This window comes from Caulobacter sp. GSs2 (genome assembly GCF_058680895.1).
Map to the genome: position 1 here is coordinate 3291851 of NZ_CM178725.1, position 22888 is coordinate 3314738.

A 22888-nucleotide genomic window follows, 5' to 3' on the forward strand; every position below is an offset into this window, starting at 1 on the left:
ATATTGCGAGTTGGAAATGCTGAAAATATGTCAATATTCCGACACATTCGCCGCGATTTGACGGGCTTTTTTGATCGACACCGCGGGCGGTTCTAGAGAACTCACGATTTTTTGCGTTAAGGTCTGACAGCGTTTGCTGATGGAGAATCGTGGCCAACTTTGAGTTGGGGGCCGATCGGGCGCTTGGAATGGGGCAGTTCTATCGATTGCTACGACTGTTCGATCAAACTTTTTGATCATCCCGCCAGGCTATCGCGGGTTGAACCGCCGAATGACGATCTGTTACGAAATGGCTCCGAAGGCCCATTCCGGCGCTGGAGATCTGCCTTGCGCCGCTGCGTTCCATGACGAATCCTTCTGTGATCCGGATCAATCCAGCGCTCGATCCCGCGCCGTTCGCCGCTGTCTATCAACGGGACGGCGTCGTCCAGATCCCGGTCTTTCTGGATCCTGGCGACGCAGAAGCTACCGCCGGGATCATGGCCGGTCTGACCTGGAATGTGGTGGCGCCCGACGAGACGTCCGAAACCCTGGTGATCAGTCCCCAGGTCATCCAGAAGTTCGGCGAGGCCCAGGTTCGACAGTTCCTGCAAGGCGCTCTGAAGCGCGCCTCCAGGGGGTTCTCCTTCATTCACCTGTCCTATGCCTTGCAGGACGAGTACGCCCGCGACCCGACCGCGCCCATTCATCGGGCCACTGAGTTCCTGCAGAGCCGGGCCTTTCTGGATTTCGGCCAGGCCGTGATCGGCGGCGACCCGGTTGGGGGCGTCCGCGCCCAGGCCTCCAACTATCGGCCGGGTGATTTCCTGACCCTGCATGACGACAGCCATCAGCGCGACGATCGTCTGGCCGCCTTTACTCTGGGATTCACACGTGACTGGAGACCGGACTGGGGCGGGCAGTTGCTGTTCCACGACGCTGACGGTCAGATCGAGCGGGGCTTCACGCCGGGCTTCAACGTCCTCACTCTGTTTCGTGTGCCCCGCGTCCATTCGGTGGCGCCGGTGGCGTCCTATGCCGCCGCCAAGCGTCTGTCCCTGACCGGCTGGTTGGTGCGGGAGCCGACGAAGACGACCTGAAACGCCAGCGCCCTTTCGCCGGGCGTTCTATCGACACTTTCAATGCCGTAGTTCGAATCGTGGGATCGCATGAAACTCTGGATCAAGCTTGTCGCTGTGGCGGCCCTGGCCGTTCCGCTCGTCGCGACCGCCGCCGATGCGCCCAAATCTGCCACCCCAGCGGTGCTCAAGGCCCTCTTTGACTGCCGCGCCATCACCACCGACGCCGAGCGACTGGCCTGCTACGACGCTGCCGTCGGTCAGGTGAACAAGGCTGAGAAGGCCGGCGAGGTGATCATCGTCGATCGTCAGGAGGCCCGCGCCGCGCGCCGCCAGGCCTTTGGCCTGGAGCTCTCAGCCCTGGCCATCCTCGACCGAAGCGAAGAGAAGACCGAGGTCGACCGGGTAATGGGCGAAGTCGCCAGTGCGCGCCGCAGCGGTGACGGCCGCTGGACGGTTGTGCTGGCCGACGGCGCCGTGTGGAAGCAGGTCGACGACCAGTCCTTGACCAAGGATCCGAAGAAGGGCTCCAAGGTCGAGATCCGCAAGGCGTCGGTCGGCAGCTATTTCATGAATGTCGATGGTCAGCGCGCGATGCGGGCGCGTCGGGCCGACACCCAATAGGCGCCGCGCCTCTATCCAGGGCGAGCGCGCGCGGCGGGTGTCTAAAATCGTCGGACCCACTGGCGTTTGACCAAGGCCGATGAGAGGGTCGCGCCCGCCGGAAGTGGCGCGGGACTCGCTCGCGCGACCGGTCAGTTCATTTGGGGGCGTCTTACATGTTCGGATCCGTCAGCCGCGCCGCGCTCGCGGCGGCCTTGCTTCTGTCCGCTGCGACGCCGGTCCAGGCCGCGCCCAAGGACAAGCCGCCCGCTTCCGACGCCGCCCTGGCGGGAACCACGCGTCAGGACGGCCTGCTGCCGGTTCACATCGACAAGGCCAAGGGCCGCATCCTGCTGTCCCTGCCCAAGGCCGACGCCGATGGCGTCAGCGGTCGGTTCCTCTATGTGGCGGCGCTGAAGACCGGTCTTGGCTCGGCCCCGGTGGGCCTGGACCGCGCCGCTCTGGGGGACACCCAGGTCCTGGTGTTCCGTCGCATCGGCAAGAAGGTCATCGCCGAGTACGAGAACCCCAAGTTTACCGCCGCCGGCGCACCCGCCGCCGAACAGATCGCGGCCCGCGAGTCCTTCGCCGTTTCGACGGTCTGGGCCGGAGACGTGGTCAGCGAGACGCCGGACGGCCGGATCCTCGTGGATATCTCCAGCTTCCTGACCCGCGACGTGATCGGCGCCGCCGACGCCCTGAAGCAGGCCGGGGAGAACGGCTTCAAGCTGGTCTCCGACCTGTCGATCGCCGACCCTTCGGCTGTGAAGGTGTTCCCCGAGAACATCGAGTTCGAGGCTCGCCAGACCTTTGCTTCCGACACGCCCGGTCCCGAGACGCGCAACATCGCTCCCGACGCCAAGCAGATCACCCTGATCGTCCGCCACTCGCTGGTGAAGCTGCCCGAGCCGGGCTTCGTGCCGCGCGCCTTTGATCCGCGCACGGGCACCTGGGGCGTCGTCGGCCTGGACTATGCCGTGCCGCTGGGCGACGACATCGTCGGCCGCTGGGCGCGCCGGTTCCGTCTGGAAAAGACCGACCCGACAGCGGCGGTCTCGACCGTCAAGAAGCCGATCATTTTCTATGTCGACCGCGCCGCGCCGGAGCCGATCCGCACCGCCCTGGTCGAGGGCGCGGCCTGGTGGGCCAAGGCGTTCGAGGCGGCGGGGTTCAAGGACGCCTATCGCGTCGAGGTCCTGCCCGAGGGCGTGGATCCGCTGGACGTGCGTTACAGCGTCATCAACTGGGTCGACCGCGCCACCCGGGGCTGGTCGATGGGCCAGTCGGTTTCCGATCCGCGCACCGGGGAGATCCTCAAGGGCTCGGTGATCCTGGGCGCGCTGCGGGTGCGCCAGGATATGCTGATCTTCGAAGGCCTGGTCGGCGCCGACCAGAACGGCAAGGGGGGAGCCAATGATCCGATCCAGGTCTCGCTGGCCCGGCTGCGTCAGTTGTCGGCCCACGAGGTCGGCCACTCGATCGGGTTCGCGCACAATTTCGCCGCCTCGACCCAGGATCGGGCCTCGGTGATGGATTATCCCGCGCCGCGCGTGAAGGTTACGGACGGCAAAATCGACCTGTCCGACGCCTATGGCGTCGGCGTCGGCGCGTGGGACATGTTCACGGTCGACTGGCTGTATGGCGAGGCGCCGAAGCCGGCTCTGGCGGCCAAGGCGGCGGCCACAAAGCTCCGCTACATCACCGACAGCGACGCGCGCGGCCCCAATTCCGGCCAGCCATGGGGCGCGCTGTGGGATGATGGCGCGGACTCGGTCGCCGAGCTTTGGCGGATGATCGCCGTGCGGCGGGTGGCGATCGACCAGTTTGGTCTCGGCGCTCTGAAGACCGGCGAAACGGTCGAGACCCTCAAGCGCAAGTACGTGCCGATCTATCTGCTGCATCGCTACCAGGTCGAGGCCACGGTCAAGCAGGTGGCGGGGGTCGAGTTTAGCTATGCCGTCAAGGGCGACGCGGGCCAGATCGCGCCGCTGGTAGCGCCCCAGAAGCAGCGCGCGGCCCTGGGCGCCTTGATGGCGACCCTGGCCCCGGCCGAGCTGGACACGCCCGAAAAGCTGCTCCCGCTGCTGTCGGGCGGGCAATCGGGCGAGACCGACCGCCAGCATGTCATCGAGGTGTTCGCCGGTATGGGCGGCCCGGTGTTCGACCCGCTGGTGGCCGCTGATGTGGCGGCTGGCGTGACGCTTGACCCGCTGCTCGCGCCCGACCGCCTGGCGCGCCTGGTCGACCAGCATCGCCGCGATCCCGCCCAGCCCGGCGTTGGCGAGGTCGTCGACACGCTGTTGACGACGGTCTTTGCACCGGCCTCGGGGCGTCAGGCCGAGGTCGCCCGGCGGGTACGGTGGCGCACGGTGCTGAATCTGGCCGCCGCGGCGCGTGACGTAAAACGCTCGCCCCAGGCCGCCTCAGAGATCGATCAAAGGCTTGTTGATCTGGCCGCCCGGCTAAAGGCCGCGCCGGGCAGTGATGCCTCCGACCGCGCCCTGAACCTGCGTCTGGTGGCCCTGCTGAAGGACGATGACGAACTGACACGGGTGCTGGGCGAAACCAAGCTGAAGCCCGAAACGCCGCCCGGGATGCCGATCGGCGACATGGACCCTGGCATAGACTAGGCGGGCTCTGCCGGCGCGCCCCGCTGCAGAACGCTGGGCGTGCCGACATAGAGCAAAACCGCCTCGCGTTCGGTGCGGTTCTCCACCGTGTGAGGCGCGCGGGCGTCGAAGTGCATGCTGTCGCCGGCCCTGAGCACAGTGTGGATGTCGCCCGCCCGGGCATAGAGTTCGCCCTCCAGAACATAGCGAAAGTGCTCGCCATTGCGGGTGTCGACCGGAAAGCAGTGGCCGGGCGGAATGCGCATCAGAACCGCGTCCAGCTTGCGATCTGGGAGGGCTGAGGAGAGGTCGAAATAGGCCACCGGCGAGTCCACGGCGATTTCGGCCGGCTCGTCGGCGCGGCGCACCATGTCCTGGGCCTGCGGGATTTCCATGAAATAGGAGACCTCGACCTGGAGGCCCTTGGCCAAGCCGAGCATCGACATCAGCGACGGCGTGGTCAGGTCGCGCTCGGCCTGTGACAGGAAGGGCTTGGACAGGCCCGATCGATCGGCCAGTTCCTGCAGGGTCAGGCCCAGAGCCTTGCGACGCGACTTGATCCGCGCGCCGATCGGCTGGCGGCGCTTCTTCTGGGGTTGAGTTTTTCCTTCGAGAATCATGAAGCCATGTTCTCAGTTTGAGCGGGCGCCGCGCCAGTTGATTTCGCGTAACCTTCGCCGATCCGCGCACAGGCCTGCGGTCGACCGAAAATAAAGGGTTTGAGCTTAACCCTGAGGATCAGACGAGATCGGCCTTCGCCGCTCGGGAGATTCCGGACCTGTGGCCCTGAAGCCCGCGAAAAACCCCGAGCGCATTCGCGTCAACCAGCGTGAGGCCCATCTGATGGTTGCCGCACATGAGTGGTTCGTTGCGCGAAAGCCGGGCGGTCGGCGACTGGTGCTGCGCTTCGCGATTATGGAGGACGTTGATCTCTCGGGGCGTGATCTGGCCGACGCGGATCTGACCGGCAGCACCCTGGTCCGCTGCAAGTTCGATCGAGCGCGGCTGGCTCGGGCCTGCCTGTTCGGCGCGGATCTGCAAGCCAGCAGCTTTGTCGGTGCTTCGCTGGTGCAGGCCGACATGCGAGGGGCGCGTCTGAAGGGCGCCAATCTTTCGCACGCCAACATGACCCAGGCCGATCTGCGGGCGGGCCGGATCGCCATCTCCGATGAGGACACCAAGTTCGCCCTCATTCGCCACAAGGTCTCGGCCGGTCAGCTGGACGGGGCCAATGTCTCGGGGGCTGTGCTCGACCGCTCCCGCCTGGACGACGTATCCGCAGCGGCGGCGGACTTTTCGGAATGCTCGATGCGTGGCGCGAAACTTGTCGGCGCCAATCTCAAGAACGCCAGCCTGCGCGGGGCGGTGATCGATGATGTCGACGTGCGCGGCGCCAATCTGGAGAGCGCCGACTTCACCGATGCGGTCCTGACACGCGTGGATCTGGCTCAGGCCCGGACGATGGGCGCGGTCATGGATCGCTGCCTGTGCGACCCGGGGACGGAGGCCGCCGCACGCGCCGCCCTCATTTTCGTCAAGCTGGCGGCGCATCGCGAGTGGGTGACCAGCGGCGGCAAGTCAGGCGAACCCGCCGTGCTGGACGGTGAGGACCTGCGACCCATCGCAGACATGGCGGGCGCCTTCCTGACGGCGGTCAGCGCCAAAAATGCGTGTCTGGCCGGAATGGATTTGCGCCGGATTTCGCTGCAGGGGGCGCTGCTGGACGGCGCCGATCTGCGCGGCGCCATCCTGCGCGAAGCCGACCTGCGCGGCGCCAGTCTTCTGGGCGCGAACCTCAAACAGGCCAATCTGCGCGGGGCGCTGCTAAGCGCTCTGCCCTTCAAGGTCGATCGCGAAAAGCCTACCCAACTGGCCAAGGCCAGTTTGCGCTATGCCGATCTTCGCGACGCCGATCTGGGCGATACGGATCTGTCCGACACAGACCTGCATGGCGCCCGGCGTTCGGCAGCCCAGGTTGCGACAGACCATGCGGACGACGACGGCGCCTTCGTGCTGGACCTGTAGTCAGACGCCGCGTCGCCACGCCTGACGCAAGGCAGCCCGATGGTCGGGCGCAGCGATCTCGATCAAGGCCATGGCGCGCGCCTCGCCCTGCAGCGCTCGCAGATCGACCGCGCCATGTTCGGTCACCACGATCCCGACCTCGGAGGCGGGCAGGGTCGGCGGAACATCCAGGCGTGGAACGATCCGACTGATCGCGCCGCGTTTGGCCGTAGAGCCCAGGGCGATGATCGGCAGTCCGCCGGGTGATCGACGCGCGCCGCCGATGAAGTCGGGCAGGCCGCCGGGACCCGAGATCGCTTCGCCATCCACCCATTCGGCGTTCACCTGTCCCAGCAGATCGACCTCGATGGCTGAATTGACGGCGACGAAGGTCGGGATCCGGGCGAGGCGGGCGATGTCATGCGTCTCCAGGGCCGGGGCCATGACGACGCCCGGGAGATCAGCGGCCTCGGCGTAGAAGGCGCGCGATCCCAGCAGGCTGCCCGTCGTCACCTGTGCAAAGACGCCCTGGCGGATCAGCGCGGCGACCGGATCGCAGATCATGCCGCTGTGCAGCGCCAGGCCCTCCTTGCCGGTGAGCCCCACCCAAAGCGCGTCGCCCAGTCGGCCGATGCCGGCTTGCAGGGTCGCGCCGTTGGGGATCAGCGCGACGACATGCTCAATGATCAGCGTCTCGACGGTCCCCGGCGCTCGGACGGCATATTCCACCAGCGGGGTGTCGAGTTCGATGAGCTCGTCGAAGACGCTGACGGGTACGGTCGGCGATCCTGCCAGCCGGGGCAGGGACGGGTTGATCACTCCGATCCTGATCGCGCATCGCTCCAGAGCCGTCGGGGGGAAATCGATGGTTGGGCCGAACGAGCAGAGGCCATTGGCGTCTGGCGGCGTGACCATGAAGAGCCCCGCCGCATAGCGCGCCGCCGCCACTCGCCGGGCGAAGCCGTGGTAGGTCGTCGGCAGGCGCTCGAACCGTCCTGCCGCCAGGATCGGCCGCCAGGCGGGCGACATGAAGGGGCCGGCCATGCGGGCGTCTGGTCCCAGGCTGCTCCAGTCGAACGTGTTGACGCCCGGGATGAAGCCGCCCTCGAACGTCGCGGACAGCAGGGGCTCCAGCTGTCGCGACAGCGGCGCGGCGGCGAAGGGTTCGGCGGCCGAGGCGCTTACAAAGACGCGGGTCATGCTGGGGTTCCGCTGGCCGCTGACGGGTCGTGAGCGGGACGATAAAGCCCAGCTTAGCGGCCCGACCATAGAGGCTGCAACGCGATCCAGCCCAGACTTCATCGACGGGTTGGTTCCGCGCCTCTGACAGGCATGGGAGAAAAACTCCGTTGAGCCTGAGACCTCCACGCATAGGGTAGGGCCATCAAGGCTGCTCGCGCGGACGGGCAGCGCCCAATGGGAGGACGCCATGAACGCTCACGCGCCTATCGCCGCCGTCGATACCCCAGACTATGCGGGTCTGACCGTCACCCCCGTCAGCACCGTGCTGGGCGCCGAGATTTCCGGCCTGGATCTGCGTGAACCGCTGACGCCCGAGGTCGTGGCGGTGATCCGGACTGCCCTGCTGCGTCACAAGGTGGTGTTCTTCCGCGACCAGGATATCAGCCACGCCGACCATGTCCGGTTCGGCCGCTATTTCGGCGATTTGGAGGGCCATCCGGTCACCAGCCACGTGCCGGGCTTTCCCGAAATCCTGCACATCGAGGCCGCCGACGGCATGAAGCTGCGCGAGGAGATCGTGCCGCTGGTTCGCGTGGCCAACAAGTGGCACACCGACGTCACCTTCCGCGCGGCGCCCTCGATGGGCGGAGTGCTGCGGATGCGCGACATGCCACCTCTGGGCGGTGACACGCTGTTTGCCGATACAGCCGCCATCTACCGCGACCTGCCCCAGGCCCTGAAGGACAAGCTGGCTGACCTGACCGCTGAGCACGACATCATCCAGAGCTATGGCTACCGCGTCGATCAGGCCAAGCGCGACGAGTTGCGCGCTGCCTATCCGCTGATGGTTCACCCCGTGATCCGCACCCATCCGGAGACCGGCGAGAAGCACCTGTTCGTCAACAAGGTCTTCACCACCCGCATCCTCGGCTTGCCCGAGGACGAGGCCAGGACCCTGCTGGCCGAGCTGCTGGATCGTGTGAAGACGCCGGAATATCAGGTGCGCTTCCGCTGGACGCCGAACGCGATCGTCTTCTGGGACAACCGCGCCACCCAGCACTACGCCATCCTCGACTACTGGCCGCAGGAGCGGATCGTCGAGCGCGTGACCATCGTCGGCGACGCGCCCTACTAGAGCATTTTCCGACGAAGTGGACGCCGGTTCGTCGTCAAAAAATACGTCAAAACAAAAGACTAGAACATTTCCCGATCCAGTCGGATCAGAAGATGTTCTAGCCGCCGATCAGCCAGTCACCGGTCAGGGCCGAGATGTTGACCCCGGAAAGGATGATCTGGTCGCCGCCGCCGAGGTCGATGATGGCGTTGGCCCCGCTCTGGTAGAGGCTGTAGGTCTGACCGGCATCCAGCTGGATACGGTCACCCTGGGCGCGGCTGAAGTCGGTGATCAGGTCAGAGCCGGCGCCGGAAAAGCTGTAGAAGATATCCGCCCCGGCCCCGCCGGTGATGTTGTCGGCGCCGCGGTCGCCGGCCAGCCAGTCATTGCCGACGTCTCCCGACAGGACGTCGTCGCCCTGACCGCCGCGCACGATGTCATTGCCCTCGCCACCATAGCAAACGTCATTGCCGAGGTTGCCATTGACGATGTCATCGCCGGCATCGCCGAACAGCTGGTCGTTGTTCTGGCCGCCGACGACCCAGTCGGTCCCCGCGCCGCCATAGCCATAGTCGGCGCCGATATTGCCGTTGATCCGGTCAAAGCCATCGCCGCCCGTGATCGTGTCGTTGCCGTCATTGCCGTCCAGGCGATCGTCGCCGGCCAGGCCGTTGAGCGTGTCGTTCCCGGCTTCGCCGCGCAGCCAGTTGGCCGAGCTGTTGCCGTTGATCGTGTCGACACCGGAACCGCCGCGCGCGTTTTCGATGATTGCGCCCATGGCCACGGCGACATTTCCGACCAGACCGCCGACGTCGGAGAAGTGACCCTGGCGTAGGTCGATGATCTGACTGTTGGAAAAGCCCGAAAAATCGAAGGTGTCGGTTCCGCCCGCGTCCCACACGGCGAAGATCACCTTGGTGGAAGCCGTGGTGGCCTCGAACCAGGGCCTGCCGGCGTTGGAATTGAAGCCGTAGGTCGTGTCGCCGGTACGGGTGGTCATGTTGACCCCGTATTCCGCCTGCGCGGCCGCTATGTCGTCGAGTTGAGGGGCGGAAGCGTATCGGCCGCCATAGCTTGCGCCGGTGTTGCTCTCGCTGAAATAGCTCATCACCGTATATTGGCGAGAGTCCTGATAGTAGTCGGCGTCCGTGGCATAGGTGAAAATGGCCCCGTCCACCGCGTCGTAGTCGGAGGGATGGCCTAAACCGATGGCGTGGCCCAGTTCATGGACCAGGACCGAGCCGCCATAGTTGTTGGCTGTAGGCGCGGTGTTGTAGCCCAAGGTGCTGTTGATCCAGACGTCGCCCGAGCGCGCCGTGATCGCCGGGTTGCCCGGCAGATAGGCGAAGGCGACCGCGCCCTCCACACCGCTGGAATAGTTGCCGAACAGAATGGACGCCTGGTTCGAATAGGCTGTTTCTCCCGTCGAGCCCGCGCCGACCCTTATGAACGTGATGTTGGCGACATCCGACCATGAGGTCAGGGCGAGCTCTGCCTGCTGGATTTGAGTGGCGTTGAACCGCGAAAACCCGGCCGTGTCGTCGGGCATGGCATCAGGCGCCGTCGAGCGGAAGCCATAGGTCAGGGTGTAGGATTCGCCGAGGGCCGAGGACCAGCCGGGCGCAAAGCCCACCAGGGTCAGCCCGGCCGTTTCGACAGACAGGCTGGGCTTGCCGTTTACCGTCACTCCGGTCCGGCCGTCTGCGTTCAGATAGAACTGCGGGTCTTCGGACCCCGCCGTGGCGAGAGTTTCGGGGTGCGAGAGGTCAAACGCCATAGCGACACTTACTCATGGAAGAGGTCCCCCGACCTAGCCTTGAACCTATTCCCCCAGCTCCGTCGCTACAACACTGCAACACTTGCGACGGACGGACGCGCGGACATTGGGCGCCCGCGGCGGTGAACGGAGCGTTACCGTCACCGCCGCCATTCTTCTTCTATGTGGGCGCCGGCTTCCAGCCACGGCCCCGCGCCGTGTAGGTGGCTACGACGTCGGTATTGACGCTGGTCGCCGGCGACGGTGAGGGCGTCGTCGGCGACCAGCGGGGTGCGTTCGGCGTTGGGAAGCACCAGGAAATCGACGCCACCTTCCCTGTACTGGATGCGGACCAGTTCGGCCGCGCGGCGCGACGCTGCGGACTGCTCGGCAAGGCTGCGATCGCCGTAGGAGGCCGGGGCCTTTCCAGATCGGCCAGCGCCCGCCCCCCGTCCGGTCGTAGGCCAACGGCTGGCGTCCCCCCGGGCCTCCTGCGCCTTCAGCCACGCATAGGCGGCCGCCTGGCCGGCGGGTCTGATCACTCCAAGGCATTGTAACGGATTGTAAAAATGGAACCGTAACCTCTGGTGGCATTTCTGCTCATGGTTTCTAACAGCCCCAAAATGGGTCGAGGGTGGGAGATGAATGGAGCTGCAGCAGGCCGCCGCACGCGGTCCGGTCACAGCATGACCCAGAGTGTGGCCCTGCCCGATCGGCCGGCGCAGAACCTTGCCCGGGTGCTGCGTGACCTGTGCCGTGCGCGCTTGGGCGTGTGGTGAAGCTGTTGGTCTGGATGCAACATAGGCTCGGCCGCATGGGTCTGGCCCCTGATCAGCACCCTGCCAGACGCTGGATGCTGCGGTTCGCGGCCGCCATAGTGGTCAGTCTGGCGCTATGGGCCCTGTTTCTCTGGGTGCTCTTGCGGCTCCTTGACTGGGCGGCGCCACTCTAGCGCGACATGGACGCGATCAGCGGGTGACCTCAGCCTCTGAGATGGCTAGTTTCCGTCGCTGATCGGGGCTTCGCCGAGAGACGGCGATGAGGGAGCGAGTTGCATGCGTATCTTGGTCTTCAGCCTGACGAGCGCTCTTGCCTTGAGCGGTTGTGCAACGGCTCCCACGGTGGTGCGTGAGGGAAGTCTCGCGGCCCTGCGCGGCCAGAGCCTGGCGCCGCTGAGCGGTCAGTCGGCGTCCTCTGATGCGGCCCTGGCCACTGCGATTCAGGCCGGGGTTCTCAAGCGTCTGGCGGCCAGCGGCGCGGACGTCTCGGGCGGCCGGCCGCCGGCCTATCTGCTGCAGGTGGGCGTTGGCGTGTCTGCGCCGGTTGTTGGGGTCTCCGGCGTGGCCGGGGCCTCGTTCAAGGATACCGCCTGGCGCAGCGCGCCGACCAAGCGCCACTTCTGGAACCGTCGCGGTCCGGCCCATACGGCCACTGCCGTTGTGCTGGATGTCGCCACCGGCAAGCCGGCCGCCTGGGCGACCGTGAGGGCCGACGCCGCCGACGCCGAAGTCACCGCCGATCGCCTGGTCAAGGCGCTGACCACGCCGGCGCCCTAGCCGGGGCGATACTCCGGCAGGCGCAGGGTAAAGGTTGCGCCGGCGCCCGGCGTGCTGGCGCATAACACACCGCCGCCATGACGCGCAGCAGCGGCGTCGACGAAGGCCAGACCCAGACCGACGCCGCCGGCCGCGTCTGAACCGGGCCGGTCGAACCGCTGGAATGCCCGGAACGCCATGGCCGCCTCTTCCGGCGACAGGCCAGGCCCCTGGTCGCTGATGGCGATATCGACGAAGGCTCGGCCGTCCTGGTGGGTCGCGCGCGCCGAAACCTTGATCTCTGAGCCCTCGGGGCTGTACTTGACCGCATTGCCCAGCAGGTTGACCAGGGTGCGGGCCAGCACGCCCCGGTCGCCCAGAACCATCAGCGGCGTATCGCAGCCATCCTGCAGGATCTTGATGTCGCGTTGGAGGCATTGCGGCCACAGCTCGTCAACAGCCTCCACCGCCACGTCGCAAAGATCGACCGGCTCCATGGCCACCGGCGTGACCTCGGCGCGGGCCAGTTGCACGAAGCCGTCGGCCAGGGCCAGGGTGCGGCGGGCGCAGGCAGCCAGCCGGTCCGACACGTCTTCAGGCAGGTCGGGCGTCGTGGCCAGCAGCGCCAGGATCGAGGTCTGGGGCGAGCGCATGTCGTGGGTCAACAACTGCAGGGCCTGCTCGCGCTGACGCATCGCGGCCGTGAGGGTGGTGATGTCGGCCAGGCGCACGATCCAGCCGGCGCTCTCGCCAGCCTCGTCGCGCCGGAACACGGTCTGGGACTGATAGGCGCGACCGTCGCTCAGGTGCAGATCGACCGGCTCGATTCGCTCCGCCTCTGGCGGCCAAGACTCATCAAAGGTGCGGCCCAGGGGCTCCAGGGCGTTGAGCAGGGAGGCCACCGAGGCGCCGGCCAGGGGCAGGTGGGTTCCGCGCAGCAGGGACTGGGCGGCGGCGTTGGCGGCGATCACCCGCCGTCGGACGTCCAGAACGATCGTGGCGTCGGGGAGGCTGAAGAGGGCGTCGGCCGAAAAACGACGCAGGTCCTCGATCCGGTTGATGGCGGCGCCCAGGCTGAGCGCCTGGCGGGCGACGAGATCGCTCTCGAAGCCCTCGGCCGGCGGGGTGTGGGTCACGGGCAAAAGGCGGCTTAGCTCGCGGCCCAGCAGGTCGCTGACCCGGCCCAACTGTCCCCAGCCCCAGACCAGCGACACGGTCGCCAGACCGATGATCGTCGCTACGGGCGAAAGCCAAAGGTCGAGGCGCCAGAAGAAGGCGCAGCTCAGCGCCAGGGCCAGGCTCGACAGGCCCAACACCAGCATCAGATTGGCGCGCGGCGGCAGCACCAGCAGGCCCGCCAGCAACAGCCAAAGCAGGCTGAGCGCGAAGGCGATGCGACTGACCAGACCGGCGGGGCGGATCATCGTGCCGCTGCGCAGTCCGTCAAGGATGCTGGCCTGAAGCTGGACGCCGGTCATGCTGGCCGCGTCGGGCGTCACCGGGGTCGGAAAGGCGGGGCCCAGACCCGGCGCGGTCATGCCGACAAAGACGGTGCGACCAGCGATCAGTTCCGATGGGACATCGCCGGCCAGCACGTCGGAGAACGAAAGGCGTGGAAAGCGATCCGGCGCGCCGGCGAAGGGGATCAGCAGGCTGGTCTCAGCGCCGCGCGTGATGTCGCGCGCGTCGAACGCGTGCGTGGCCCGATGGACCACGGTCATCAGGTCCGGACGCAGGTCGGGCCCAAAGGCCTCGAACGGCGCCATGCGCCTGACAACGCCGTCCGCATCGAACATGACATGGACCAGGCCCAGGCCGGCCGCGCCGCGCGCGATGTCTGGACGCGGTCCAACCAGTTGCTGCGGCGCGCCTTCGCCCGGGCCGGGCTCGATGAATTGCGGCAGATAGACCCGTCCCGACAGGGCGATGGCGTTGGCCAGGGCGACGTCATCGCTGGGCGTGGCGGCAGGCTGGCTGAACAGCACGTCATAGACAATGGTTCGCGCGCCGGCCTGGCTGAGATGGTCGATCATCCGGGCGTGGGCAGTGCGTGACCATGGCCAGGCGCCCATGTCCCGAAGGCTCCTTTCATCGACCTCGACGATCAGAATCGAGGGATCGACGGGCCGCGCCGAGGCGCGTTGCAGGGCGTCGTAGAGGATATTGTCCAGGCGCGTCGTAAGCGGGCTGGCGGTCAGGCCGGCCAGGGTCAGGCTGGTCAGGGCAGCCACCAGCAGCCAGGTCAGCAAGCGCCGGCGCGGTGACGCGGCCGCCTGGTCAAGCCGTCTTTCGGGCGAGTTCAAGATCTAGCGACCGATCTGCAGCGTCTGCATCGGCCCGATTTTTTCGGCGAAAGTCCCGCCCTTGAAGCGCACCGCGCTGACCCGCCAGCCATAGGTTCCGGGCGGCAGATCGGTGAGAGTCAGTTGCGGTTCGGACAGGCCCGGCTGGTCGATGATCGGCGAGGTCGCGTCGGCGCCCGTGAAGAGCTGGAACCGGTAAACACGCACGCCATCGCCCGCCGCGCTCCAGCGGAACAGGAAGTTGCGGTGCTTGCCCGAGGCCTGGGCGCTGGGCGGCGCTCCCGGCTCGAGCACGTCCAGATCACGGTCGAAGCTGTAGTCAGCGGGCAGCCCCTCAAGGCCGCCGGTATCCAGAGCGGTCAGACGGACGAAATAGGTGCCGTTGGCGATCTCGCCGAACTCGGCGGCGGGGGCTTGCGTGTCGGCCTCGGCGAAGACCTCGACAAAGCCGGCGTCGCGCGACAGGGCCAGGCGATAGGTTGCCGCGCCCTGCACGGGCTCGACGGCGAAGCGGACGATCTTGTCGCCCTGGCGCTGGCCGCCTTCGCCCAGCTTGGGGGCGGGCAGCAGGGCGATCGGCGCGCTGACGCCGGCCGGCGTAGCGCTGACGCCGAAGCCGGCGGGCACGGGGGGGCTTTCGGTCGAGGCCGAGGCCAGGTCGACGCCGACTGCGCCTTTCAACACCTCGGTCTGGGCCTTGGCGCCCGTCGGGTCCTGGCCGACGCGGAACTCGGTGCCGCGCACCGCCGAGATCGAGACCGGGGTGCGCACCTCGAAACGTCCGCTCGGATTGGGATTGGGCGTGGCCGAGATCGTCCCGCGGCCCCGGTCCATCTGGAAGACACGCTGGGGCGCATTGTTGAGAATGGTCTGGCGCATGCGATCGATACGCAGGCTGGTGTTCGAGGGCAGGGTGACGCGCGAGTCATCGGCCATCTCGAAGGTGGCGAAGCCGCCGGGGCCCGTGATCAGGCGCTGGCCCTCGACCAGCACCATGCCGGCGCGGGCCGGGGCGCGGGCGCCGTTGGTCTCAAGATCCACAGCGCCGCTGACAGCGCTGAGCCGCGCGTCGATGGGTGTGCTCTTCAGCAACCTTGGATCGATTTTCAGCGTCGAGCCTATTCGGAGGGCGCGCGGCCGGGCGATCTGATTGGCGCGCTGCACCTCCAGATAGTCGCCGGGCTTGTTCAGATACGCGGCCGCCAGACCGATCAAGGTGTCGCCTGGCCTGATCACATAGGCCACGGGCGTATCGATCGGCGGCGCTGCGAAAGCCGCGGTAGCGGTGGTCAGGCCCAGGATGGATGCGAAGGGGCCGGCGGCGAGAAGAGTCAGGTCGCGCTTGGACGTCATGCTTGGGTCGCTCCGGCTTCGGCGTCCGCTTCACGGCAGCCCTGTGGGTCACAGGCCTCCAGACGATAACCGAAACCATAGACCGTCGTCAGGCGAAAGCCGTTGGCGGGACGAAGCTGCAGCTTTGAGCGCAATCGCGAGACATGGGCATCCAGGGTGCGGGTCTCCAGATCCGGACGCTGGCCCCAGACCCGGCGCAGCAAATACTCGCGCGAGAGGGGCCTGGCCAGGTTGTTGAAGAGGATCGTCGCCAGCTGGAATTCCTTGGGCGTCAGGGCCTCGACATGGTCCTCCCAACTGGCCGTGTGGGCGCCGGGATCCATGCGATAGGGGCCGTGCTGCTCGATCTGCTGGGTGGTCGAGGGGCGATAGACCCGACGCGCCAGGGCGTTGACCCGCGCCAGCAGCACCTGCGGCTGCAACGGCTTGACGATATAGTCGTCAGCGCCGGCGTTCAGGCCCTCAACCAGATCGGCTTCGATCGAACGGCTGGTCAGCAGCAGCACGGGCGGCGGCGTGCTCAGCATCTCGTCGAGGCGGCGCAGGGTCTCGATGCCGGACAGATCGGGCATGTTCCAGTCGATGATCAGCAGATCGAAGGTCTGGCGGCGCAATTCGGTCAGCAGCCGCTCGGGATGGGTAAAGCTGACGCAGTCGTACCCGGCCGGTCCCAGCAAGCCGGCGACCAGCGCATTGTGACTCTCGTCGTCGTCGAGAAGTGCGACTTTCATGCTCTCACTTGTGGAGAAATAATTCGCGCGCCCCGCTCGAGGCGGGGCGCGCGGCGGTCGTCCGTCTGTCCGGTGGGGGGGATCCAGATGATCGTCCGCCCATTTGGAATACCTTGTTCGCCCTTGCGTCGCGCTAGGCCAAGCAAGGATTTTACAATGGTTTACAGTCGGGTCGAGCCGCTTTTGTTCGGGGGTTGAGCCGAGGCGAGCTGGAAAGGTGTTGCGCGCAGGGGTTGGCTGCCTTCCGCGCAGCATCGGCGGCGATCAGCGACGGTAGCGCAGGCTCTTCCATCATCCCACCGACACCCGGGTGAGCAGCGACGCGGCGGGCTCCATTGCGATGGCCGAGCCGGTGATGGTGAAGCTTCCCTTCAGGCGGATGTCTTCAGAGGACGCGCCGACCAGCACATCAATGCGCCCGGCCTCGACGCGCCATTGGTCGGCGGTCTTCCAGAGGGCGGTCTGCGTGGCATGCAGATGGAAGGTGACCTTGCGGGTCTCCCCGGGCTTCAGGGTCAGGCGCACAAAGCCGCGCAGTTCCTTGACGGGCCGGGCGACCGAGGCGACCGGGTCGCGCATGTAGAGCTGCACCACCTCGTCGGCGGCGATCTTGCCGGTATTGGTCACCGACAGACTGATGGCGGCGGACTGGTCCGGCCCGATGCTGGGCTTGTCGATGGCAAGGTCCGCATAGGCGAAGCTGGCATAGCTGAGCCCGTGGCCAAACGGGTAGAGCGGTCCGATCGCCACATCGTGGTAGCGGGCGCTGTCCTTGGCCAGGTCCGGATCGGCCGGGCGGCCCGAGGGCATATGGGCGTAGAAGGTCGGGCTGGTCCCGGCGTTGCGCGGCAGGCCAGCGGGCAGGCGGCCGGCAGGTGAGACCTTGCCCATCAGGATGTCGACGATGGCGGGGCCGCTTTCGACACCCAGGAACCAGGTTTCCAGCGCGGCGCCGGCCTTGCCCAGGATGTCGGCCAGGGCGAGGGGGCGGCCGTTCATCAGCACCACCACGACGGGCTTGCCCGTCGCCAGCACGGCCTGGGCCAGTTGCGACTGCACGCCGGGCAGGGTGATCTGAGAGCGGCTGCGAGCCTCGGCGCTATGGTCATAGTCCTCGCCGATCACCAGCAGTACGACGTCAGCGGCCTTTGCGGCCGCGACGGCGGCGGGAATGCCCGAGGCGTCGTCCCCGCGCGGCGCGGCGCCGGGCTGGTAGTCGAGGGTCGCGCCGGACTGCTCGCGCAGGGCGGTCAGCAGGGTCTTCACGTCGCCGACCTGTCCCCGTGCGCGCCAAGAGCCCAGGGCCGAGGAGGCGTCGTCGGCCAGGGCTCCAATCACCGCGATGCGCTGGCCCGCCGGTGACAGGGGCAGCAGACCGCCCTCGTTTTTCAGCAGCACGATCGCCTTGCGCGCCGCCTCGCCGGCGATGGTCCGGTGGGCGGGAGAGTTGAGCTCGGTCTTCTCCCGAGCCGCGTCGCCGAAGCGGAAGGGGTCGTCGAACAGGCCCAGTCGCGCCTTGGTCGCCAGCACCCGGCCGACGGCCTGGTCCAGATAGGGCGTCAGCGACGGATCGGCGGCGACCGCTTCCTTCAGGTGACCGGCATAGACGCCGCTGGCCATGTCCATGTCGACACCGGCCTTGAGGGCCAGGGCGGCGGCCTGGGCCGGGGTTTCGGCGATCCCATGATTGATCAGTTCCAGGATGGCGTTCCAGTCACTGACCACCAGGCCCTGATAGCCCCACTGGTCGCGCAGCTGGCCGCGCACCAGGGCTTGGTTGGCGGTGGTGGGCACGCCGGCGATGTCGTTGAAGGCGGTCATGAAACTGCCGGCGCCGGCCCGCGCCGAGGCGAAGAAGGACGGCATATAGACCTCCTGCAGCGTACGCTCAGAGATATCGGCGCTGTCATAGTCGCGGCCGCCGATGGCCGCGCCATAGGCCCCAAAGTGCTTGGCGCAGGCCAGGATCGCGTCCTTGCCCGACAGGTCGTCGGTCTGAAGGCCCAGGATCTGGGCTTCGGCCATGCGCGAGCCCAGATAGGGGTCCTCGCCCGCGCCCTCGACGATGCGGCCCCAGCGCGGGTCGCGGGCGATGTCGACCATCGGGGTGAAGGTCCAGTGCAGGCCGCTGACCGAGGTCTCGATGGCCGCCACCCGCGAGCAGGCCTTGACGATGTCGGGGTCGAAGGTCGCGGCCATGCCCAGCGGCACGGGGAAGATGGTGCGGAAGCCATGGATCACATCGATGCCGAACAGCAGCGGGATTTTCAGCCGGCTTTCCTCGACCGCCACCCGCTGAAGTTCGCGCAGGAAATCTGCGCCGGCCACATGAAGGTAGGAGCCGATGCCGCCCCTGCGCACCAGGTCCAGCTGGGCCGCATCGATCCTGGAGTTCAGCGCCCTTTGCCGCCCACCGGGCGCCTGGTTCAGCTGGCCAATCTTCTCGTCCAGAGTCATCTGGGCGATGAGCGTCTTGATCAGGATTGAGTGCCGGGAAAGAGGCGCGACCGAGGCGCGGGCCGCGCCGGCGAAGGCGAGGGCGGTGACCCCGGCCAGCAGAGCGCGGCGGTTGGGTCCTGTGGCGATTGCCGACATTCCTGGTCTCCCGTAGCGGCCCCTGCAAAGCGGAGCTCTTTGTCGTCCATCCGGCCGAGGCTGTGGCGGCGCACCACAGAATTTCGCTGTTCTGACAACGCTGTCAAATACTGATCGTAAAAAGGCCGGAATGACCCGGCCTTCATCATGCTTGTTTTGTGCGGTGAGCTAGTTACGCGCCTTTCGGGCGGCATACTTGCTGTCGCGCTTGGCCTTGGCCTCGGCGCTGGACAGAGCCTTGCGTTCCTTGGTGGCGCCACGCTTGAGGCTGAGCACGGCGGCGGCGCTGTCGGCGATGGCTTGCTCGGCGGCCTGAATCTTGTCGGCCACGACCTGGCGGGCGGCGGCGCGTTCTTCGGCGCGATCGGCGCGAACCTGCTGGAGTTCGGCGGCCTTCTCGGCGTCGCGGTTTTCGAAGTTGGGATCGACGACGGCGGCCTTGGGCTTGAACTTTTCAAGCAGCGCCTTCTTGGCGTCGGCGGCGGTCTGGAGTCTGGTGGAGAAGTTGGTGCGCAGAGTTTCGTTCATGAGGCCTCGAATTGCGAAGGGGGAAAACCCCGTGTGTCATTCGAGGTTGATCGTCAGGAAGCCAGGCTGGAGCGCGGGACGAACCCGCGCTCCGATTAGGCTTAGGCAGCTTGAAGCTGGCCGGCCGACATCTTGCCGCTGCGCTGGTCGCGCTCGAGTTCGTAGGACAGCTTTTGGCCTTCGTTCAGCGAACCCAGGGTCGAACGCTCGACCGCCGAGATGTGCACGAACACGTCCGCGCCGCCGTCGTCAGGTTGAATGAAGCCAAAGCCCTTGGTGGAGTTAAACCACTTCACGGTACCGGTCGTCATGATGGTCACCTTTCAGGTGAATAGGGCCGCGCGGCTCGAATGTGAGCCGCGTGATCAAATTTTCGGAGAGGATCGTGATGGGCTCGAAGCTCGATCCTGAGATAAAGCGTTGGAGAGCAATCGAACCAAATCGTCATTTAATACGCACACCATACTCGAAAAATATCGGGGGCGCAACGTCTGTAAAATGGAAGAAAATTCGGAACGGTCTTGGAGTTCTGGGAAAATAAAATCGGCCTAGAATATTTTGCACGGCTGAGCCGAAATTTCATCAAGCTTGGCCGGTGCGCATGACGGCAGGTGCGAGACTTTTCTACGGGCCATCGATTTGCACGCGCCAGCGCGCAGGCGCGGCTTCGGCCAACTAGGCGCGCGCCGTCTTGGCGACGGCCGTCGCGCGCAGGACCTTGGCCTGTTCCGGCGCGACCTGTTCGAAGATCACGGCCAGGTGCTGCTCCTTGGCGTGATCGTTGTGCAGGTCCCAGGCCAGCGAGATCGGCAGGCGCAGGCGCGAGCCGCCATCCAGCCGAACCACCAGCACCCGCCAGCTGAAGCCTTCGCCCGCTTCACCCAGCGGATCCTTGAACTCCAGCGGCGCCGGATCGCGCAGCATGAAGTCGCGCTCAGGCCTGGCGTCGAACCAGGCCTTGTCGGCCAGGGCGGTGACGTCGGCGACAACCTTGCCGGAGAGTTTGCGGGCCATGGTGTCGGGGGCTCCTTGACGAGGGCGCTCTGTAGCAATCTCGGTGGATAAGCGCCATCGCGTCCGGCTCGCCCTCTTGCGTCGGTGGCGGTGGGATCAACGACAAGGGTCTGGTCACTGTCGCCAACCGCAATAGCCCCATCCTTAACGAAGCCGCCCTGAAAGACCTTTGCGCCTGTAACGCCTGCCTGGCAGTGCGGGCGGGACGACTTTTGTCTGTCCAAGGTTTAAGGGACGGACCGTCCCAAAACCGGTATCCATCGCCAAGGATCGCGTCCGAGGGTCGAATCGGGAGAACGTCAGTTTTCCGTTCGTGGGCGCATGAGGGACTGGCTGATGCGTATTCTGATCATCGAAGACGATATCGAGGCGGCGGGCGCGATGGCCCACGGTCTCACCGAGGCTGGCTATGACTGCGTCCACGCGCCCGATGGCGAAGCGGGCCTGAAGGAAGCCGGCAAGGGCGGCTTCGACGTCCTGATCGTCGACCGCATGATGCCCAAGAAGGATGGCGTCGAGGTCGTCGAGACCCTGCGCCGCGAAGGCGACAATACGCCGGTGCTGTTTCTGTCAGCCCTGGGCGAGGTCAGCGACCGCGTGGTGGGCCTGAAGGCCGGCGCCGATGACTATCTGGTCAAGCCCTACGCTTTTGCCGAGCTGATGGCCCGGGTTGAAGCCCTGTCGCGTCGTCGCGAGACCGGCGCCGTGGCCACCACCCTGAAGGTGGGCGAGCTGGAAATGAACCTGATCAACCGCACCGTCCATCGCGCCGGCAAGGAGATCGATCTCCAGCCCCGCGAGTTCCAGCTGCTGGAATTCATGATGCGCCACGCCGGCCAGTCGGTGACGCGCACCATGCTGCTGGAGAAGGTGTGGGAATACCACTTCGACCCGCAGACCAACGTCATCGACGTGCATATCTCGCGCCTGCGCAGCAAGATCGACAAGGGCTTCGACCGCCCCATGCTGCAGACCGTGCGCGGCGCGGGTTACCGGCTCGATCCCTAGGAGATAGGGCGGTCCGCCGCCGAGACCCGTCATGCGTCTGCCGCGCCTTCTCCGCACCACGCCGTTCCGGCTGACCCTGCTGTTCCTGGCCCTGTTCGCGGCGGCCGCCAGCGCGTTCCTGGGCTATATCTATGTGGCCACGGCCGGCGAGGTGAACCGCCGCGCCGACGCCGAGATCAGCCGCGAGATGGAGAGCCTCGAGGCCGCCTATCGCCAGGGCGGCGTCAACGCCCTGAATCAGACCATCGTCGAGCGCGCCACTGGAGAGCGGCCGTTCCTGTATTTTCTGGCCGACAAGACCGGCAAGCGGATTTCCGGCTCGATCGAGGCCTCGCCGCTGGATGACTTCGAGGGCGACGGCCCCAGCTGGTCCAGCTTCAAGGTCACCGAGGTCGATCTTGACGGCGCCGAGGTGCGCAACGCCGCCCGTGGCGTGCAGGAGCGCCTGACCGGCGGCGAAGTGCTGTTCGTCGGCGCCGACGTGGCGGCGTCCGAGGGCTATGTCCGAAAGATCGTCCGGGCCCTGTGGGGCGCCGGGGCGCTGGTGATCATCCTGGGTCTGGCCGGCGGCGTCCTGATCAGCCGCAACGTGTCGCGCAGCATGCAGGGGCTGGTCGATCTGGTCGCCGCCGTGCAGGCCGGCGACCTGCACGCCCGCGCCAAGGTGCGCGGCGCGCGCGACGAGTATGACGAGCTGGCCGAGGGCCTTAACGACATGCTCGACCGCATCGAGCGGTTGATGGGCGGGCTGCGCCACGCCGGCGACGCCATCGCCCACGATCTGCGTTCGCCCCTGACCCGCCTTCGCGCCCGCATGGAAGTGGCCCTGATTGACGCCGAGAACGGCAAGGGCGATCCGGTCGCGGCGCTGGAAACCGCCCTGCAAGACGCCGATGGCGTGCTCAAGACCTTCAATGCGGTGCTGGCCATCGCCCGCCTGCAGGCCGCCGGTCAGGCGCCCGACCAGCAGAGCTTCGACTCCTCGGAACTGGCCCGCGACATGGCCGAGCTCTACGAGTTCTCGTGCGAGGACAAGGGCCTGGACTTTAAGGCCGAGATCACCCCGGCCCTGAACATCCGCGGCAATCGCGAGTTCATCGCCCAGGCCCTGGCCAACCTGCTCGACAACGCCATCAAATATACCCCGTCGGGCGGGGCGATCATGCTGCGGGCGCGCCGCCGTTCGTCCGGCGAGCTGGAATTCTCGATCACCGACACCGGCCCCGGCGTGCCCGACGAAGACCGCGCCCGCGTCGTCCAGCGTTTCGTGCGCCTGGAGAACAGCCGCAGCGAGCCGGGCGCCGGCCTTGGCCTGTCGCTGGTTCAGGCTGTTGCCGCCTCGCACGGCGGCCGGCTGGAACTGGCCGAGGGGCCGGGCGAGTACAACGGCATGGGCCCTGGCCTGCGGGTCGCCTTGGTGCTGCCCCGGGTCGAATAGCGGGCAGGGCGCCGGTTTAGGCGGCGCACTTCCCCGTAACTGTGGACGAGCGCGGGT

At 66.8% G+C, this 22888-nt stretch carries 19 protein-coding genes; 8 read left to right on the forward strand and 11 right to left on the reverse strand.

Going from position 1 to position 22888, the window contains the following annotated elements; all coding sequences use genetic code 11:
- The first annotated feature begins 344 nt into the window (after positions 1 to 344).
- The 3 genes from ACW17Z_RS15945 (at position 345) to ACW17Z_RS15955 (ending at position 4291) form a co-directional block, all read left to right on the forward strand.
- On the forward strand, positions 345 to 1079 hold the full coding sequence (locus tag ACW17Z_RS15945; protein ID WP_492056709.1) for a 2OG-Fe(II) oxygenase family protein: 735 nt from the start codon (positions 345 to 347) through the stop codon (positions 1077 to 1079).
- A gap of 69 nt (positions 1080 to 1148) precedes the next feature.
- Complete coding sequence (locus tag ACW17Z_RS15950) at positions 1149 to 1682, forward strand: hypothetical protein (RefSeq protein WP_492056710.1); 534 nt, start codon at positions 1149 to 1151, stop codon at positions 1680 to 1682.
- Between the two features lie 155 nt (positions 1683 to 1837).
- Entirely contained in the window at positions 1838 to 4291 is a 2454-nt protein-coding gene (locus ACW17Z_RS15955; RefSeq protein ID WP_492056711.1) for a zinc-dependent metalloprotease, read from the forward strand.
- Here the strand turns inward: ACW17Z_RS15955 and ACW17Z_RS15960 are convergent.
- Positions 4288 to 4890, reverse strand: coding sequence for a helix-turn-helix domain-containing protein (locus tag ACW17Z_RS15960; RefSeq protein WP_492056712.1), 603 nt, complete (start codon positions 4888 to 4890; stop codon positions 4288 to 4290). The genes ACW17Z_RS15955 and ACW17Z_RS15960 overlap by 4 nt on opposite strands.
- Before the next feature lie 160 nt (positions 4891 to 5050).
- Between ACW17Z_RS15960 and ACW17Z_RS15965 the strand changes: the two genes are divergently transcribed.
- On the forward strand, positions 5051 to 6295 hold the full coding sequence (locus ACW17Z_RS15965; protein ID WP_492056713.1) for a pentapeptide repeat-containing protein: 1245 nt from the start codon (positions 5051 to 5053) through the stop codon (positions 6293 to 6295).
- Here the strand turns inward: ACW17Z_RS15965 and ACW17Z_RS15970 are convergent, their stop codons facing one another.
- Positions 6296 to 7474 carry an acetyl-CoA hydrolase/transferase family protein gene (locus ACW17Z_RS15970; RefSeq protein ID WP_492056714.1) on the reverse strand — a complete coding sequence of 393 codons (1179 nt, stop codon included), beginning with the start codon at positions 7472 to 7474 and terminating at the stop codon, positions 6296 to 6298.
- A 229-nt stretch (positions 7475 to 7703) separates the two neighbouring features.
- Between ACW17Z_RS15970 and ACW17Z_RS15975 the strand changes: the two genes are divergently transcribed.
- Positions 7704 to 8591: a TauD/TfdA dioxygenase family protein gene (locus ACW17Z_RS15975; RefSeq protein ID WP_492056715.1), complete on the forward strand. Its 888-nt coding sequence runs from the start codon at positions 7704 to 7706 to the stop codon at positions 8589 to 8591.
- Positions 8592 to 8688: 97 nt separating this feature from the next.
- On the opposite strand, the gene ACW17Z_RS15980 is transcribed toward ACW17Z_RS15975, so the two are convergent.
- Together ACW17Z_RS15980 and ACW17Z_RS15985 are read right to left on the reverse strand one after the other, a co-directional pair.
- A complete protein-coding gene (locus ACW17Z_RS15980; RefSeq protein WP_492056716.1) occupies positions 8689 to 10347 on the reverse strand; it encodes a M10 family metallopeptidase C-terminal domain-containing protein in 1659 nt (552 codons plus the stop codon).
- 140 nt (positions 10348 to 10487) lie between these two features.
- Positions 10488 to 10868 carry a hypothetical protein gene (locus ACW17Z_RS15985; RefSeq protein ID WP_492056717.1) on the reverse strand — a complete coding sequence of 127 codons (381 nt, stop codon included), beginning with the start codon at positions 10866 to 10868 and terminating at the stop codon, positions 10488 to 10490.
- A gap of 513 nt (positions 10869 to 11381) precedes the next feature.
- Between ACW17Z_RS15985 and ACW17Z_RS15990 the strand changes: the two genes are divergently transcribed.
- Positions 11382 to 11882 (forward strand): hypothetical protein, encoded by a 501-nt coding sequence (locus ACW17Z_RS15990; protein WP_492056719.1) that lies wholly within the window; start codon positions 11382 to 11384, stop codon positions 11880 to 11882.
- Here the strand turns inward: ACW17Z_RS15990 and ACW17Z_RS15995 are convergent.
- The 7 genes from ACW17Z_RS15995 to ACW17Z_RS16025 form a co-directional block, all read right to left on the reverse strand.
- Positions 11879 to 14110, reverse strand: coding sequence for a CHASE2 domain-containing protein (locus ACW17Z_RS15995; RefSeq protein WP_492056720.1), 2232 nt, complete (start codon positions 14108 to 14110; stop codon positions 11879 to 11881). The two genes, ACW17Z_RS15990 and ACW17Z_RS15995, sit on opposite strands and share 4 nt — an antisense overlap.
- 57 nt (positions 14111 to 14167) lie before the next feature.
- Positions 14168 to 15517: a FecR family protein gene (locus ACW17Z_RS16000; RefSeq protein WP_492056721.1), complete on the reverse strand. Its 1350-nt coding sequence runs from the start codon at positions 15515 to 15517 to the stop codon at positions 14168 to 14170.
- Positions 15514 to 16248 carry a response regulator transcription factor gene (locus tag ACW17Z_RS16005; RefSeq protein ID WP_492056722.1) on the reverse strand — a complete coding sequence of 245 codons (735 nt, stop codon included), beginning with the start codon at positions 16246 to 16248 and terminating at the stop codon, positions 15514 to 15516. The genes ACW17Z_RS16000 and ACW17Z_RS16005 overlap by 4 nt, the downstream gene beginning before the upstream one ends.
- A gap of 291 nt (positions 16249 to 16539) precedes the next feature.
- The gene (locus ACW17Z_RS16010) at positions 16540 to 18843 is read right to left on the reverse strand and encodes a glycoside hydrolase family 3 N-terminal domain-containing protein (RefSeq protein WP_492056723.1); all 2304 of its coding nucleotides are present in this window, start codon (positions 18841 to 18843) and stop codon (positions 16540 to 16542) included.
- A gap of 168 nt (positions 18844 to 19011) precedes the next feature.
- Positions 19012 to 19371 (reverse strand): DUF6481 family protein, encoded by a 360-nt coding sequence (locus ACW17Z_RS16015; protein ID WP_492056724.1) that lies wholly within the window; start codon positions 19369 to 19371, stop codon positions 19012 to 19014.
- Positions 19372 to 19472: 101 nt separating this feature from the next.
- Positions 19473 to 19682, reverse strand: coding sequence for a cold-shock protein (locus ACW17Z_RS16020; RefSeq protein WP_062148160.1), 210 nt, complete (start codon positions 19680 to 19682; stop codon positions 19473 to 19475).
- 364 nt (positions 19683 to 20046) lie between these two features.
- Entirely contained in the window at positions 20047 to 20385 is a 339-nt protein-coding gene (locus tag ACW17Z_RS16025) for a hypothetical protein (protein WP_492056725.1), read from the reverse strand.
- A gap of 336 nt (positions 20386 to 20721) precedes the next feature.
- Between ACW17Z_RS16025 and ACW17Z_RS16030 the strand changes: the two genes are divergently transcribed.
- Positions 20722 to 21393, forward strand: coding sequence for a response regulator transcription factor (locus ACW17Z_RS16030; RefSeq protein WP_419320471.1), 672 nt, complete (start codon positions 20722 to 20724; stop codon positions 21391 to 21393).
- Between the two features lie 31 nt (positions 21394 to 21424).
- Entirely contained in the window at positions 21425 to 22831 is a 1407-nt protein-coding gene (locus tag ACW17Z_RS16035) for a sensor histidine kinase (protein ID WP_419320473.1), read from the forward strand.
- Positions 22832 to 22888: the final 57 nt, after the last annotated feature.